At 38.6% G+C, this 16,318-nt stretch carries 14 protein-coding genes and 1 pseudogene; 1 reads left to right on the forward strand and 14 read right to left on the reverse strand.

What is annotated here, in order from left to right; all coding sequences use genetic code 11:
- The 6 genes from HNQ82_RS04375 to HNQ82_RS04400 form a co-directional block, all read right to left on the reverse strand.
- A complete protein-coding gene (locus HNQ82_RS04375) occupies positions 1 to 252 on the reverse strand; it encodes a hypothetical protein (RefSeq protein ID WP_183247488.1) in 252 nt (83 codons plus the stop codon).
- A gap of 221 nt (positions 253 to 473) precedes the next feature.
- Positions 474 to 1,349, reverse strand: coding sequence for an ROK family protein (locus HNQ82_RS04380; protein ID WP_183247489.1), 876 nt, complete (start codon positions 1,347 to 1,349; stop codon positions 474 to 476).
- Between the two features lie 8 nt (positions 1,350 to 1,357).
- The gene (manA, locus tag HNQ82_RS04385) at positions 1,358 to 2,356 is read right to left on the reverse strand and encodes a mannose-6-phosphate isomerase, class I (protein ID WP_183247790.1); all 999 of its coding nucleotides are present in this window, start codon (positions 2,354 to 2,356) and stop codon (positions 1,358 to 1,360) included.
- A gap of 20 nt (positions 2,357 to 2,376) precedes the next feature.
- Positions 2,377 to 2,835, reverse strand: coding sequence for a PTS sugar transporter subunit IIA (locus tag HNQ82_RS04390; protein ID WP_183247491.1), 459 nt, complete (start codon positions 2,833 to 2,835; stop codon positions 2,377 to 2,379).
- A gap of 14 nt (positions 2,836 to 2,849) precedes the next feature.
- Positions 2,850 to 4,799: a BglG family transcription antiterminator gene (locus HNQ82_RS04395; protein WP_183247493.1), complete on the reverse strand. Its 1,950-nt coding sequence runs from the start codon at positions 4,797 to 4,799 to the stop codon at positions 2,850 to 2,852.
- 76 nt (positions 4,800 to 4,875) lie between these two features.
- Positions 4,876 to 6,285 carry a PTS fructose transporter subunit IIC gene (locus HNQ82_RS04400; protein ID WP_183247495.1) on the reverse strand — a complete coding sequence of 470 codons (1,410 nt, stop codon included), beginning with the start codon at positions 6,283 to 6,285 and terminating at the stop codon, positions 4,876 to 4,878.
- Between the two features lie 136 nt (positions 6,286 to 6,421).
- On the opposite strand from HNQ82_RS04400, the gene gloA2 reads away from it, so the two are divergent.
- Positions 6,422 to 6,805, forward strand: coding sequence for an SMU1112c/YaeR family gloxylase I-like metalloprotein (gloA2, locus tag HNQ82_RS04405; RefSeq protein WP_183247496.1), 384 nt, complete (start codon positions 6,422 to 6,424; stop codon positions 6,803 to 6,805).
- A gap of 18 nt (positions 6,806 to 6,823) precedes the next feature.
- Here the strand turns inward: gloA2 and HNQ82_RS04410 are convergent, their stop codons facing one another.
- The 8 genes and pseudogenes from HNQ82_RS04410 to HNQ82_RS04445 all read right to left on the reverse strand — a co-directional run bounded on the left by HNQ82_RS04410 (position 6,824) and on the right by HNQ82_RS04445 (position 16,312).
- A complete protein-coding gene (locus HNQ82_RS04410; RefSeq protein WP_183247498.1) occupies positions 6,824 to 8,566 on the reverse strand; it encodes a phospho-sugar mutase in 1,743 nt (580 codons plus the stop codon).
- Between the two features lie 210 nt (positions 8,567 to 8,776).
- Complete coding sequence (locus HNQ82_RS04415; protein WP_183247500.1) at positions 8,777 to 9,289, reverse strand: acyltransferase; 513 nt, start codon at positions 9,287 to 9,289, stop codon at positions 8,777 to 8,779.
- A complete protein-coding gene (locus HNQ82_RS04420) occupies positions 9,289 to 10,680 on the reverse strand; it encodes a sugar phosphate nucleotidyltransferase (RefSeq protein WP_183247502.1) in 1,392 nt (463 codons plus the stop codon). The genes HNQ82_RS04415 and HNQ82_RS04420 overlap by 1 nt, the downstream gene beginning before the upstream one ends.
- 155 nt (positions 10,681 to 10,835) lie before the next feature.
- Positions 10,836 to 11,600, reverse strand: a complete 765-nt coding sequence (locus tag HNQ82_RS04425) for a glycosyltransferase family 2 protein (RefSeq protein ID WP_183247504.1) — start codon at positions 11,598 to 11,600, stop codon at positions 10,836 to 10,838.
- Between the two features lie 77 nt (positions 11,601 to 11,677).
- A pseudogene (locus HNQ82_RS14660) lies at positions 11,678 to 12,809 on the reverse strand (IS4 family transposase).
- 113 nt (positions 12,810 to 12,922) lie between these two features.
- Complete coding sequence (locus HNQ82_RS04435; RefSeq protein WP_183247506.1) at positions 12,923 to 14,068, reverse strand: glycosyltransferase family 4 protein; 1,146 nt, start codon at positions 14,066 to 14,068, stop codon at positions 12,923 to 12,925.
- The gene (locus tag HNQ82_RS14735; RefSeq protein WP_183247509.1) at positions 14,065 to 15,363 is read right to left on the reverse strand and encodes an O-antigen ligase family protein; all 1,299 of its coding nucleotides are present in this window, start codon (positions 15,361 to 15,363) and stop codon (positions 14,065 to 14,067) included. The genes HNQ82_RS04435 and HNQ82_RS14735 overlap by 4 nt, the downstream gene beginning before the upstream one ends.
- On the reverse strand, positions 15,356 to 16,312 hold the full coding sequence (locus HNQ82_RS04445; RefSeq protein WP_183247511.1) for a glycosyltransferase family 2 protein: 957 nt from the start codon (positions 16,310 to 16,312) through the stop codon (positions 15,356 to 15,358). Before HNQ82_RS04445 ends, HNQ82_RS14735 begins: the two co-directional genes overlap by 8 nt.
- Positions 16,313 to 16,318: the final 6 nt, after the last annotated feature.

Below are 16,318 nucleotides of genomic sequence, written 5' to 3' on the forward strand. Positions count from 1 at the left end.
TTAATAATGATTAAAACGACGATTCGGATTATGCACAGGATCAGGCACATTTAAATCCGATTGACGATTTCTTAACTGAGCAACATGTTGATAAATAGCATCTTCACTGCGACGAGCAATTGTGCTAGACTGTTCATGTTTTTTAATGAACTGTGCTATTTCTTTATCACTTTTTTCTGGAAAACGATCGAGGTAGTAATAAATGCACAAATTTTCTTCTCTTGTCCAATGAGGTGCCTTCACTTTTTTCACCATCCTATCTTCAAAATTTTTTTATCATTTAGATAACTCTTCTCCCTATTCCTTCTGGATAAATTACTTTTTAATATGATACTTATTTGTATGATTTTACTATTTATAAAAAATAATTAATATTCAGTTTATTTTATTTAAAAAATATATGCCTCTAAATAAAGATATATTTCAAACAAAAGATGCCCTTTGTATAGGACATCTTTTGAATAGCTTGTTATTTATCCCCTCAACGCCTGTTTCGCAAGTGCTAAAGCTCCACATATGCCCGCGTTATCCCCTAAGCCAGGTCGTGTGATGTAATCATCAATATGTTTTAAAATCACCTCGTGTTGTACATATCCGTTTAAATGATTTAAGACATGGTGGTGAATAAGAGGTAACAATGTTGATTGTTTGGCTACCCCGCCTCCAATAATCACTTGTTCAGGAGATAAAATTAAAATGTACTGCGCGATCGCTTGCCCTAAATAAAAAGCTTCTAGCTCCCACACTTCATTTTGTTCAGAAAGGTCAGCGCCTCGTTTCCCCCATCTTTTTTCGATCGAAGGACCAGAAGCTAGCCCCTCTAAACAGTCACCGTGAAACGGACAGCTACCAGCAAACGTGTCGTCTGGATGGCGCCGAACAAGAATATGCCCCATCTCCGGATGCAGTAATCCATGAACGAGACGTCCCTCGACGATAGCGCCGACACCAATACCTGTACCCACCGTCATATAAATACAACTATTTTTCCCTTTTGCTCTTCCCCAAAATAATTCTCCTAACGTTGCTGCATTTACATCCGTATCAAATCCGATAGGGACGTGAAAATATTTTTGAATCGTGCCAACAAAGTTAAAATTAGACCAATGTGGTTTGGGTGTATTTGTAATGTAGCCATAAGTTGGGCTTTTTTTATTCAAATCGACCGGACCAAACGTTCCAATTCCAATCGCCTCTAAATGATAACTTTGAAAAAAGTCAACGACTCGTTGCATTGTTTCTTCTGGTACAGTATTTGGAAACTGAACACGTTCATAAATGTTCCCTTCTTCGTCACCAACCGCACAAACAAATTTCGTACCCCCTGCTTCAATTGCTCCTAAATACATTTTCCTTTTCACCTGACTTTCGTTGTCATATGAATTGAAAAAACATTATTTTCCCGTGGTGGTGAAGAAACGATACATTGCAATTGTCCTTGTATAGTAAAACAATCAAACGAGTAAGGGATAAGAAAATGGTCTCCTTTTTTTAACGGATATGTCTCTTGTGCCGTACAAAGATCCCCCTTTCCTTCAAGGACGCTGACTAATAAAAAACGATCCGTTTGTTCTACAACCCATTCGTGTTCAATATCCCATTTTTGTACAGTAAAATACTCGTTTTGAACAAATGTTGTAATCTTCGCTCCTGTTGTTTGTATCACACGTGGTTCATAGTATACATCGACATGTGGAACAGTAACAACATCGAGCGCTTTATCCAAATGTAATTCCCGTTTATTCCCTTCCTCATCGACACGATCGTAGTCATACATGCGATACGTTGTGTCTGAGCTTTGTTGAGTTTCAAGAACAAGCGTTCCTTCACAAAGCGCATGTACCGTGCCACTCGGGACATAAAAAAAATCTCCAGGACGAATCGGTATTTTTCGAAGCAGCTCGTGCCACTGACCTTCTTCCATCATTTGTCGTAATTCTTCTTTTGTTTTTGCGTGATGTCCATATATCAACTCTGCTCCTTCTTTACAATCAATAATGTACCAGCACTCTGTTTTTCCTAATTCCCCATGTTCATATGTACGAGCATATTCATCACTTGGATGCACTTGCACCGATAAATCGGCATTTGCATCTAAAATTTTCGTTAACAGTGGAAAACGGTCCGCTGGAAAATGACCAAATAGTTCTGGATGATCGTTCCATAACTCACCTAACATCTTTCCTTGAAACGGTCCGTTAATGACTGTCGTCTGTCCGTTTGGGTGTGCAGAGATCGCCCAACATTCTCCGGTCCGTTCCGAAGGGATGTCGTAACCAAACTGCTCTCTGAGGCGATTCCCACCCCAAATACGCTCTTGAAATACTGGTGCGAAAAAAAGTGGCGTGTTGTTCATCATCGATTCCTCCTCACACATTAAGCTTGAAACGTATCAAATAATTGTAAAACATCTTCCTCTTTTCGTATAGTTAATAGCTGTTCTCTAAACGAATCATCCACTAGTTTCCTCGCTAACAACTGCAAAATTTTTAAGTGCTCATTTCCTGCATATTGTTCAGGCACAGCAATCATAAAAATAAGCTTCACTTTTTCGCCATCTAAGCTATCCCAATCTACTCCCTCTTGCTTCACGCCAAATGCTAAACAAGGATGCTTAACTGCACCGCTTTTTCCATGAGGAATCGCAATCCCAAAACCAATTCCGGTACTTCCTCCTCTTTCACGATCATATAACGCTTGTTTATATTTTTCTCGATCATTTAATCCCCCTGCTTCATCAATTAGCCTAATCATTTCTTCCATAATTTCATCTTTTGTTGTTCCTTCTAAATGTAACTTTACTAATTGTTTTGTCATCAATTGTGTAATTGTCATCGTTTTCGACTCCTTTATAAACATTGATAAAATTGATTTACTGTCCTCGCTTGTTTCAATTGTTTTATCGTTTCTTCGTCTTCTGATAAATCGACTAACTCTTGGAATAATTTTTGAATCCGCTCTTTTTCTTGCATTCCATTAGCAATCATAAAAACGAGCCGCACTCGATCTCCGTCCCAATCAACCGGTGCATGCAATCTCCCAACCGCAATGACCGATTTACGAATAAACTGTACTTCTCCATGCGGAATGGCCATTTCGTTACCAATATACGTAGAAGATATGCTTTCTCGATCATTGGCACTTTGTTTATAACCTTCATATACGTATCCATGTGCATGCAGTTGTTCTGCTAAATAACCAATGACATGCTCGCGATTTGTAAATGGAAGATCAAGAAAAATAAGTTGTTCATCCAATAATGATTTAATCGCTTTGTACAATTTTCTTTCCGCTTGTTGTTTTCGCCAATGAAACAACCGATCTTTAATCATTTCTAATTCATGTTCACGAAGTAATGGACTTACTGTAATCGTTGGTACAATCGCATGAGTCGACAATGGTACTGTACTAATCAAAAGATCTGGCTTTTTTTCTTCAATCACTTCATGCAACTTAGAAATGGAAGCAATGCCAACCACATCAACTTCAGGAAAAGCTGTCGCAAATTTCGCTTCAACAAAGCGCGATGTTCCAGAGCCAGTCGTACAAACAATAAGCACTTTCTTGCGTCCATGTTGCTTATGTTGTATGCGTTCAAACGCTGCCTGAATGTGCAAAACAATATACGCAATCTCATCTTCTGGAATAGTTAGCTGCAACTCTATTTCCATTTGCTTTATAAAAGAAAGCACCATTTCAAATAAATATGGATACATTCGTTTAATTTCGCGCAACATCGGATTTGTAATCGACAAACCGTTGCGCAAACGATTCATTGTGGAATGGAGATGAATAGTCAATCCTAATAATAGTTCTTGGTCATGAATTAATCGATTATCTATATGATTAGAAACGTGCTCTACAAGCAAGCGCGTTACTCGTAATGCTTCCTCATCGACTTTACTAAAAAACTTCTCTACCCCTTCGTTTAAATGTACGCGATCATAACGAACTCGTGCACCTAACAAATGCAAAGCAATGTACCCTACTTCTGTAGGAGGAATTTTAATGGCTAGCCACATTTCAATTTTTCGTGCTAGCTGTTCTGCTAACTTGTACTCTTTCTTTTGCTTCAATTCATTCAACTGAGTCGTATTCATTTGAATGCGGTAACCTTGTTTCATGCGCTTTACCGCAATGGCGATATGAATCGTCAAACTTATTATCGCTTCATCAGTTAACGGAAACGGCAACGCCGTTTCAATCTCCTGAACTTCCTTTTCAATGAAAGCCACTTCATATGGTTGTAATACATCAGCGACCATCTTCAACTGTTGTTCATTTAACATATAGTGAGCATGATCGACTAATGACTCTATTAGCTTCGATAAAGCCACTCGCCAATTTTTCTCTTCCCCTTCGATTTTCAATCCTAAATTCGGCTTACGAACGAGCTTTAAATGAAACGGACGTAGCCAATGATCAATGTCCTCTAAATCATATTGAATGGTAGACTTGCTCGTATACAACTGATCCGCCAACTGTTGCATCGTAATGGGCTTGTCCGCCATCAACAACCTTTTCAACAACTGAAGTTGACGTTCTTCATCATCCCTGGCATGCACAAGGTCACGACGCAACGCCTCTTTCGCTGCGTCATCCCCCTTCAACCGCACCCCTACACTCGGCTTTCGCTCAATTTTTAATGTCGGATACCGCTCAAGCCATTGATCTAACACCTTTAAATCGTTACGAACAGTTTTCTCTGAACAATGCAAATCGTCCGCAAGTGAAGTGACAGATACATAATGATTCGCATCTAATAACGCTTTTATCATTTTTTTATGCCGAGCAATCATCTCTGTCACCACCGTTACTTAAAATTCATAAATAAAAGGAGGAATCCTCATGAAAAAGATTCCACCCTTTCCTCTGTCACTTTTCTACATCCACTGGCTTTTTCACCGCATTGACAAGCAATGCTGTCACGATCACCCCAATAACAATTGAAACGAAAAACATCGGCACATTATCTACCGCACGAAACACAGCAACAATTGGCCCTCCGTGCGGCACATGATCAGCGACATTACTTAACATCGCAATGACCGCTCCGACCATAGAACCAATCATAATGCTCGGAATAACCCGCAACGGATCTCGAGCCGCAAACGGAATTGCTCCTTCTGTAATCCCAACAAGTCCCATGGCAAGCGCCGCTTTTCCTGCCTCGCGTTCTTCGTCTGTATATTTCGTTTTGCCTAATAACGTTGCCAAGCCTAAACCGAGTGGTGGAATACAAATGGCTACCGCAATGGGCCCCATAATATTCGCATGCCCTTCCGCAATCATCGCAGAGCCGAATAAAAATGCTACTTTATTTACCGGACCGCCCATATCAAAGGCAATCATCGCGCCTAAAATCATCGCCAAAACAACTTTACTTGCCCCTTGCATACTATTTAACCATGACGTTAATCCTTCCATGACTCCCGCAATCGGTTGACCAATAACAAAAATGAATGAAGCCGCTACAAGCAGTGAAGATACAATAGGAATGACTAAAATCGGCATAATCGGCTGAATCATTTGTGGAACACGAATTTGCTTAATAGCTTTTACGATATACCCTGCTAAAAATCCTGCAATAATACCGCCAATAAATCCAGCTCCCGCATCACTGCCATAAAAACTACCGTTCGCCGCGATGTAACCGCCAACCATCCCTGGCGCAAGCCCCGGCCGATCCGCAATACTAACCGCAATAAAACCTGACAAAATCGGTACCATAAATGTAAAGCTAGCGACACCCACACTTAAAATACGATTCCAAATCGAACCTTCGGGAATGACTAATCCTTTTGCCGTTGGCTCCCCACCAATCGCAAGCGAGAGTGCAATAAGCAATCCGCCGATCACAACAAACGGAATCATATATGAAACACCATTCATCAAATTTCGATATATAGGGTTTTGCTTTTCATTTCGCTCTTTTTTCGCTTCCGCTACACTCTTCAGCTTCTCTACTCCTTCATATACTGGCACTTCATTTTGCTCAAAGCGCGCAATCAACTCTTCCGGACGACGAATTCCATCCGTAACCGACACTTCAAGCACCCGTTTCCCTCGAAAGCGACTTTTATCCACTTGCTTATCCGCCGCAATGATGACACCATCTGCATGTTCGATATCCTCTGGCGTCAATTCATTTTCAACACCAATAGATCCCTGAGTTTCCACCTTCATTTCATGTCCCATCCGTTCAGCTGCTTTCGCTAGCTTCTCTGCTGCCATGTACGTATGGGCAATTCCATTTGGACAAGACGTAATCGCTACAAATTTCATCCATCTCTCCCCCTTCTGTAAGCGCTTTATTTGTTACACTGTTATCATAACGGACAATCCGACCAACATTGTCACAAATTTTTACCGTAAATTGTGGTAAAATACAAATCATTACCGTGCAAGGGGGAGAAGACAAATGTTCACACAACTACATCACATAGCAATTATCTGTTCGAATTATGAACGATCCAAACATTTTTACACACATGTTTTACAACTACCAATCATTCACGAACAATATCGCGCTGATAAACGATCATATAAGTTAGATTTGCAAATTGGGGATTTACAACTAGAACTTTTTTCTTTCGAACATCCACCAAAAAGACAAAGCTATCCTGAAGCATGTGGCTTACGTCATCTAGCATTCGCAGTAGATTGTATTGAGGAAACGATCGCTTATTTACAAGCGCATCATATTGAGGTAGAACCAATTCGCATCGATCCGATAACAGGGAAAAAGTTCACATTCTTTCAAGATCCCGATCAATTACCGATTGAGTTGTATGAAAGGGGATAGATGGGGAAGAGATCCCCATCACTTCATTTGATATAAAGCATCTTCCACAAGCGACATAACGGCTTGTTCAAGTTGCATTAATAACATATCGCTTTCTTGTTGTGACTTGCCTTTCACACCAAAATAAAATTTCGCTTTCGGCTCTGTTCCTGATGGGCGAACACAAAACCATGAACCGTTGGCTAACTCATATTTCAACACGTTCGACCGTGGCAAACAAAGCGATTGCTCTGTTCCGTTCTCCCATCGTTTGCCCACAGCGTAATCTTCCACCGCAACAACCCCCACACCTGCGATTTCACGTAACGGTTGATTGCGGAACGAAGACATGATGTGAGCGATTCGCTCTGCCCCTTCTTTTCCTTTTAACGTTAACGAACGCAATGACTCTTTATAGTAGCCATACTTTTCAAAAATGTCTATTAGTCCTTCATATAACGTTTTTCCTTGCGCTTTATAATACGCGGCTACTTCTGCCGCAAAAATCGCCGACTGCACGGCATCTTTATCACGAACAAAATCACCGATTAAATAACCGTAACTTTCTTCGTATCCAAATTGGAACGTGTATTCTTTCGTGCGCTCAAACTCACCGATCTTTTCACCGATAAATTTAAATCCTGTTAACGTATCGATCGTTTCCAATCCATAATGCGCCGCAATCTCCCGACCGATTTCCGATGTCACGATCGTCTTCAAAACGACACCATTCGCTGGCAAGATGCCTTTTGCTTGTTTTTGTGATAATAAATACTCTAACATTAACGCGCCCATCTGATTACCAGTTAAAACGACATACTCGCCATCTTGATTTTTCACCGCTACTCCAAGTCGATCGGCATCCGGATCCGTCGCCATTAAAAGATCGGCATTTATTTTTTCACCGTATTCCATCGCCAAAGCAAACGCCGCATGTTCTTCTGGATTCGGTGAGGCGACCGTCGAAAAATTCGGATCTGGTTGTTCTTGCTCTTTAACAACGGTAACGTTTTGAAATCCAAATGCTTCTAACCCTTTTCGGACAAGCATGTTCGCTGTTCCATGAAGCGGGGAAAAAACAATGTTTACATCTTTCGCGACACTCGCCACAAGCTCTGGATTTAATTGAATTGTTTTTAACTGCGCAATATACGCTGCATCAATTTCTTCCCCGATATACACTAGTAACCCTGTCTCAATTAGCTCTTGCTCACTCGCCACATCGACTGCTAATTCATCCTCAACCGCATTCACATATTCAATGAGTACATCTGCAATCGCTGGAGGAATTTGTCCTCCGTCTTCACCATACACTTTAAACCCATTATATTCGGGTGGATTATGACTCGCCGTAATAACGACTCCCGCAAACGCGCCTAAATAACGAACCGCAAACGACAACTCTGGCGTCGGACGAAGCTCTTTAAACAAATACGCTCGAATACCATGTTTTCCTACCGTCTTGGCTACTTCTAACGCAAACTCAGGCGATTTATGCCGAGAATCATAAGCAATGACTACCCCATGCTCTTTTGCCTCTTCGCCTTTCTCGACAATATAACGTGCCAATCCTTCCGATGCTTTTCGAATCGTGTATATATTCATTCGATTCGTCCCAGGTCCAATCTCTCCACGCATCCCACCTGTGCCAAATTCTAAGTTTTTGTAGAAGCTATCTTCTAACAATTTTTCATTTGCTTGCATCTCAAGTAACTGTTGCTTTAGCTCTTTGTCTAAATGTGGATAGTAAAGCCATTTTTGTACGGTTGTTTGCCACGTCATATACTGACTCCTCCCATGGATGTAGGTGATAGATAAAACAAAAAAGAGGCTGCTAGAAGTTATCTCTTCTAGCAGCCAAAAAATTAGTGACTTACAAATAAGCAATGTTTCTCGACTTCTTCCCACGTCATATAAATATGCATGATGTCTTCTTTGTTTAAATCATCAACTGAATCTTTCTTGTAACATATACTACTTAAGCATTTTGAACTACATTTCATCTCCAGTTGTCGGTAAATCCTTAATTCTCCTAGCTGGATTCCCTGCATATAAACCGTTAGGCTCTGTGTCCTTTGTCACTACTGCACCTGCCGCAATAATACATCCTTCTGCAATTGTAACACTGGGCAGAATAATAGCTCCCATTCCAACCCAACTTCCCTTTTTGATTATTACTTCCTTAGATATTGTGCCATCTTCCTCACGTCTTCTTATAACAGAATGCCTATAATGGTGGGTTCCGGTTAATATTTTTACATAAGGACCTATTCTTACATAATCTTCTATAATAATTCTGGCATTTCCGTCAAGGAAACTTCCCACATTTACAAATGTATGTTTCCCCATAATAATTTTATTGGAGCCCAAATATACATTTTCGGCTATTCTAGCACTTTTATCTAGCTTCACCCCTAATATCATTAGTAGGTAAGTCCTTATATATGGATGAAACAAAGGGGATTGAATAACAGAATTTATTATTTTCCAAACATATTCTTTCATTATTTAATTATACTCCTTACGTCTCGACAGCTAAGCAAGTTCTTCTCCACTTCTTCCCAAGTCATATAAATACGAACAATGTCTTCCTCAATTAACTGTGTTCCAGTTTGCACTTCGATAAATTCTAAATCGGTAATCGCTCTAATGCCATGTTTTGCACCAATAGGGATTTCAAGTACATCCCCTGGTTTGACAAAACGGATTTCACCGTCAAGCGCAAATTCGCCTTCTCCTTTAATAATCGTCCATACTTCGCTACGATAATGATGCATTTGATAGCTTAAATTTTTCCCTGCCGTAACGCCAATTCGTTTTGTTAATACTTCTCGACCGTCTTCAAATTTAGTATAGTCCAACACCCGATACCAACCCCATCGTCGTTCTTCATACATTGGGCGTTGATCAAACTCATTCACTAACTCTTTAATTTTTGGACTTTTTTCTTTGTCTGACACTAAAATTCCATCCGGACTTACCGCCACAATCGCATTAGATACTCCTAACACTGTGACTGGAATGTCTAATTCATTAATTAAATGCGTATTCTCTGAATCGGTGATAATCCCTTTTCCAATTTGGTTTGTTGCCATCTCTTCCGTTAATGTATTCCACGTACCAAGGTCTTTCCAATAGCCATCATATGGCAACACAACAATATGTTCTGTCTTTTCCACGACCTCATAGTCAAAGCTAATTTTCGGCAACTGGCCATATTGCTTTAACAATTCATCATATTGAATCGGAAGCCCTTTTGCTTCTAATAGCGAAATCATATAGTCCAATCGAAAAGCAAACACACCACAATTCCAAAGCGCACCTTGCTTGATTAGTTCAATTGCTTTTTCTTCGTTTGGCTTCTCTGTAAAATGGCTGACTTTGAAATAATCACTGTCACTGGATTTAGCAGTCGGAACAATATAACCGTACTTCGCCGATGGATACGTTGGTTCGACACCAATTAACACCAAATCTGCGCCACTTTCAAGAACCGTTTTTTCTAGTTCTTTAACTCGCTGGAAAAAGCGATCCTCTACATATGGATCGACAGGCAACACCGCAACCACTTCGTTTAAGCCCATTCCTTCGACACTGTACAAATAAACCGATGCTAAAGCAATCGCTGGAAATGTATCACGCCGCATCGGTTCAATAATAATCGGTACCTCTTGTCCTAATTGGCTTTGAATCATATCGACTTGGGATTTGCTTGTAGCAATCACAGCAGAATCAGCTAGGCCGACATTTCCTAACTGTTCCCATACGCGCTGAACCATCGACTGCAATTCGCCATTTTCACTTTCTAATACTTTCAAAAATTGTTTGGAGCGAGCATCGTTAGACAAAGGCCAAAGGCGTTTGCCTGAGCCGCCGGATAATAACACCAATTCCATTTTATCACCAACCTCTCAGATCAAAGGTTACATATACTTAGCGACCGTTCCTCTTTTTCTGAACAAGAATGTGTAAAAAATCATTTGCTTTTTCTTTCAGAAACATTAGCAGAGCATGTTATGAAGAAATCAAGTACAGCCTCTTAGTAAATAGCCTATATACCGAAACCTTTCCAATATTTAATCCAAAAATAAATAAGCCCCTTTAAATGTAGAAACCATAGCTTTGTAAATTTTTTTTTCTTTGTTAACCTTTGATAGTAATGAATTATTTTAACCTTTGGATAATACCATACTTCGTAGTTGTTCTCCCACAATCTTTTACAATACTCAGCATCTTCAGGCGCGTAAAATATCTTTTCATCTAAATATCCTATCTCGTCAAAGATTTTCTTTCTCAATAACCAAGCTGCTGAAATTCCGTAATCAATTTTTTGGATTTTATTCAAATCATAGTAAACATCTTCTTTTCCGAGAAATCTTTTTAATTTATTTTTAAAATTAGGGAATTTGAGTGCTGAGTTCTGAACCTCTCCTGTTGGATGCACTAGCTGTGGATGAACAACTCCTATCCTCTCGCTATTAATTTCATTAAAACTGTTGATGAGTTCCACAAAAGATGTTTCTGAAAAATCCGTATCACTATCTACGATCAAAACATACTCTTTAGTACAGAGCTTTAATCCAATATTTCTAGAGAAAGTAGTGCCCAAATTTTTACATAACGGGATATAAAACAACCTCTTTTCACTCTTTTGTATACGTTTAAGAATTTCAAGCGTTTTATCCGTTGAACCATTATCAATCACAAATATTTCATATTCGATACCTTCTCCTCTGAGCTTATTTATTAAACTTCCTAACATCTGTTCTACATAATCTTCGCTATTCCACGTTAAAGTCACAATACTAACTTCCATTAGTTTGATTCCCCTTGAAACAAAATTTCACCAAAGGTATTCATAAGCGAGCTTAATAATTATATCACGGCTATTGATTATACAAAATTAGGCATACTTCTCCCATATATTCGAGCATACTCAAATAAGACAGCTGCCATCTCAGATGCCCATTTGAGGCGAAGTTGCCCAGAGAAAAAACGACGAACAAACGAAAGGAAGGAAAGAGACGAGGTTGTACGCTTTTCAGTTCGATTGTATAATCATCTCAATAACACATAAGCAATAAATGCCGCAAAAAGCTGGTTGCATGCCGCGTGCTCGCTGGTACCAAACAACGTCGGGACGTTAAAATATTGCTTCACCCACCGAAAAAACACTTCAACCGTCCAACGTTCTTGATACATCTCGGCAATCTTTTCTGCCGATGCCTCCAAGACGTTCGTGACAACAGGGATTTCATGCCCGTTTGCGTCCTGAAAGATCACGACGCGATGGCGCTTCTTGGAACGACATTGTTTTGTTCCTAACTAACAAGTAAAATCCGCCACAATGGAAGAAGAGGAGGAAGATAGGCGCTTTAGGCTCTTTTTTGATGAATCTCGACATTGTCTTTCATCCGTATCACAAATGGTTGCTTCTGTTCGACAAACCGATCGATACGTTCGATTTTAAAGTACGCTCGATCCTCGACAAGAACCGATGGCACGTCTGTGAGCTGCTCTCCCACCGGTCCATCGTGGCGTAGCCCTACGGTTTCTACGATGTCGCTCGGCATTTGTTGCTCAGGGGAATACGCGACGTGCATTTTCACTTCGGATCGTTCCCCATGATAGGGTGCCCATGTCAGGCGGTTTTTCCCCACGGTGACGGTCGTGGAATCTACTACACGCAATGCTTTTGGAAAGCGAAGCGAACGGCGGGTTTGTCGATTGCATGTCGAAACCACCAAAGCAAATAAGCGCTTCATCACCTCGTAAGGAACTTCTTTCGCTTTCTTAGAAACCGTCGAGTAATGAAACGTCGGCAATCATACATTTTCGCCACATCGGCACCATGACGGAAACTTTTCCATTCGTGAAGTGCCACCAACAGAAAAAAATCAACCAACGTGCGCACCGTAAACGTCCGCGAAGTGTCATGATAGCCAACGGCTTCGATCATCGATTGGAGATCTTCATCAGAAACCATTTTTTGCATCAAATTTGGGAGTGTGGTATGCTTGTTCATAGAGGGCACCTCCTAGGTTTGTTTGTAGCTACTTACATTCTACAAGGAAGGTGCTCTTTTTTCTATGGTTTTTATGGATATTACTGGTTAATAAACATGTGTGTAATTATACACTAAACTGACTTATTAATTAATTTAAGCAACAAATTAGCAGAGATGGACCATTCAAACTTTCTAGCTTGATCTAAGGATTGAATCCTCAAACTCCTATATACATTCTGATCCTCAAGTACCTTCTTTATAGAATTGAAGGACTGCCTTTCATCGTAAGGCGGTACTTTTATACCCGCATCCCCCACAACTTCGGGTAGAGAAGAAATATTAGAAACCACAGCAGGAACACCAGATGCCATTGATTCAAGTGGTGGTATCCCAAACCCCTCGTATAAGGACGGATAAAAAAACAAACTAGCATTTGCATACAGATAAGGGATTTCCTCTTCAGGCACATATCCTGTGATAATTACTTTATTCTCTAAGCTATTTTCATTTATATAACTAATAATTTCATCAAATCCATAACCTTCTTTCCCACATAAAACTAACTTGTATTCAGAGAACCCTTCGTCAATCATCAACTTAAATGTTTTTAAAATATGAAGTATGTTTTTTCTTTTATTAAGTTCCCCTAAAAACAAAATGTATTTACTGTCTAATCCATACTTCTCTATGACTTCTTTGTTAAAATTCGAATCCAACTCCTCTTTTACTCTAAATTTCCCCTTGTTTACAGCACAATATGTTACATAAATGTTATCTCTTTCTTGTAAATGTTTAAAGGTCTCTAACAAATCATTTTTAGATGATTGCGAAACAGTTAAGATATAATCATTTTTCCTTATAGTGAGCAAGAGTAACATTCTATGATAAATCCTGTATAAGAAAGGATAGCATTCCGGTTGCTTGAAAACTGCTAAATCATGAATCGTTGTTATTCTCTTGGCTTTTGTGAATAAAGGAGGGAAAAAATTAGGGCAAAATAATACATCAACTTTATCCTTGTTTAAATGGTACGGCAACAAAGTGTTTAACCAGATCGGACTAAATATCTTATTTTTCGGGATATTTCTCCCTATGACTTTTATAGAAACATTTTCATAACATCCCCATTTGTCTGAACCTTTATGATCATCGTCCATATATAAAATGTATTTGTTTTTCCTGTCTAAATTTAAAAGCTCCGAAAGAATATTTTCTGTATAATACCCTATCCCTGTCTTAGAATTATTCAGTTTCCTAGCATCTATTCCGACAATCATATTACACCATCCCTATTCTCTTGTTCAAACCATCTTGACCTAAGAAAAGCCAACATCATCCAAAAATCCACAAAAGCATATGAATCAAAATTCATTACCATAGCCAAACTAAAACAAAAAATGAACTTCGAATAGTCAGATTTGCAATAAGTAAAAATTTTAAATAAAAAAGATGAAAAAAGTACAAAACCTATTAGCCCTTCCTCAGCTAAAATCTTGGCTATTAAATTTCGGGGGTTAGCATTACTAGGATTGACAAACGCATTAAAGTATACCTCATAAAAACTTAATCCATAACTAAACTGCTCTTGAATAATTCTAGCAAAATCTAAATAGTAAAATCCTCCACCCACGCCCCAAATAGGGTTTTTTAAAAATTGGATTAAACCTATTATTGGGAAAACAACTCTTACAAACACAGAACCATCGCTATGTAATAATCTATCAAAATCATAGTATTCTCTAAAATTAAATCGGTAAGTATAATAACCTCCTAAATCGAGTAAATTAATTACATAGCCCATAACAACAAATAAAAAAATACTAAAAAACAGTAAAAATAACGGCTTTATTCTCCTTTTGATTAGCAAATAAAAAATAACCGTTATCAATAATACGACATAACCGTTCATAGAAAAAGTAAAAATAAACAAAATAACCAATAAATAAAAAAACACTTTAGACGATATATAATTTTTTCTGTAGTAATTAAATAATATAATGCCAACCAAGATATGAATAGCTGCCCACGACGGTTCATTGGATAGCATTTGGACGCGTCCATATGTCCTAGAAACAAAAAATGAAGTTAACATATTTACTAAACTTGTACCCGATAATAGACCTAATATTTGAAGTATGCCAAATATAATGGGCAATGCAAAGGTAAGTACAAGCAATAAATTAAATGCCCTCTCAAACTGTTTTAATTTCCTAAAGTTAGACAGCATTGAGATTATTGAAAAATAAATTATTAGCCCAACAAATAATGACAAGATGTGCTCAATACTACTTTTAACATCTCCTGTTTGGAGAGCCACCAAAAGCGAATGCAAAACACTATAAAAAACGAATGATAATAAAATTTTTTCCGTATCACTGCAAGACAGCCGAAAACCTTTTCTCGTCATCAACAAAAAGATAGATATCCCAAAAAAGATGACGCTAATCGGCTTATAATCTGTATATTTTATATAAGGAATGCCGTCTATAGAGAACAAAAAAAAGCCAATTACAAAAAACAGTAACGGTACAGAATCTTTACTAAATCTATCCCTTACAACAATATCATTCACCTAACTTCCCCATCCTCATATTTATACCATCTATAAAACCTTTTAATATTAATTTACCTCTCAAGATTTTTTTATCCTCATTTAATAAAATAATTTTTATATTTTTCTTTATAACATTCCATATCATACTCAAAAGAGCAATAGAAACTCTAATATGGGAACATTTTTTTTGTACTTTCCTCGTCATAGCAAACGAATTTCTTACATCATAGTATGCAATGTAAGGAGGCATACTCTTTCTCTCGCCGCCAGATGAACTAGAGACCTTATGATAGATCACAGAACTAGGTTGATAGATTATTTTCCACCCTCTATTACTACTCCTAACATTCCAATCCGTTTCTTCATAATACAAAAAATAATCCTCACACATGTACCCTACCGTTTCTAGTACCTCTCTCCGAAAGCACAAACTACATCCTGTTATATAATCCACTTCTTTTACTTCGTCATATTGCCCGACATCTTCTTCTTTAATTCCTATATGCTTTGTCGTTCCTGTCCAAGTATTAACCTTGCCCCCCGCAAACCAAATTTTGTTCGTTCCGTAATAATAAATTTTGGAACCAACAATTCCTACTTGTTTGTCTTTTTCCAACGTTTCTACTAATGGCGTTAACGCATTCGGATCTACTACTGTATCGTTATTCAAAAGCCAAAAATATTGGTACCCTTGTTTATGCGCCTCTCTAATGGCGACATTATTCCCACCTGCAAACCCTAAATTCGCTCCGGTTTGAATAAATGTAATAGGCAAATGAAATTTTCCATCGTTATAATCTTGTTGAAGTTTATCAAACGAGCCGTCTTGTGAAGCGTTATCTACTAAAAACACGTGAAAATAAGGGTACGTTAAATGCTCTAGCGATTTTAAACATTCAAACGTATCGTCATAAGCATTCCAGTTTAAAATAATAATCGCAACATCTTTATTCGTTACTTGTTTCAAGCGTAC

This window comes from Anoxybacillus tengchongensis, from assembly GCF_014201585.1.
Classification (GTDB): Bacteria; Bacillota; Bacilli; order Bacillales; family Anoxybacillaceae; genus Anoxybacillus; species Anoxybacillus tengchongensis.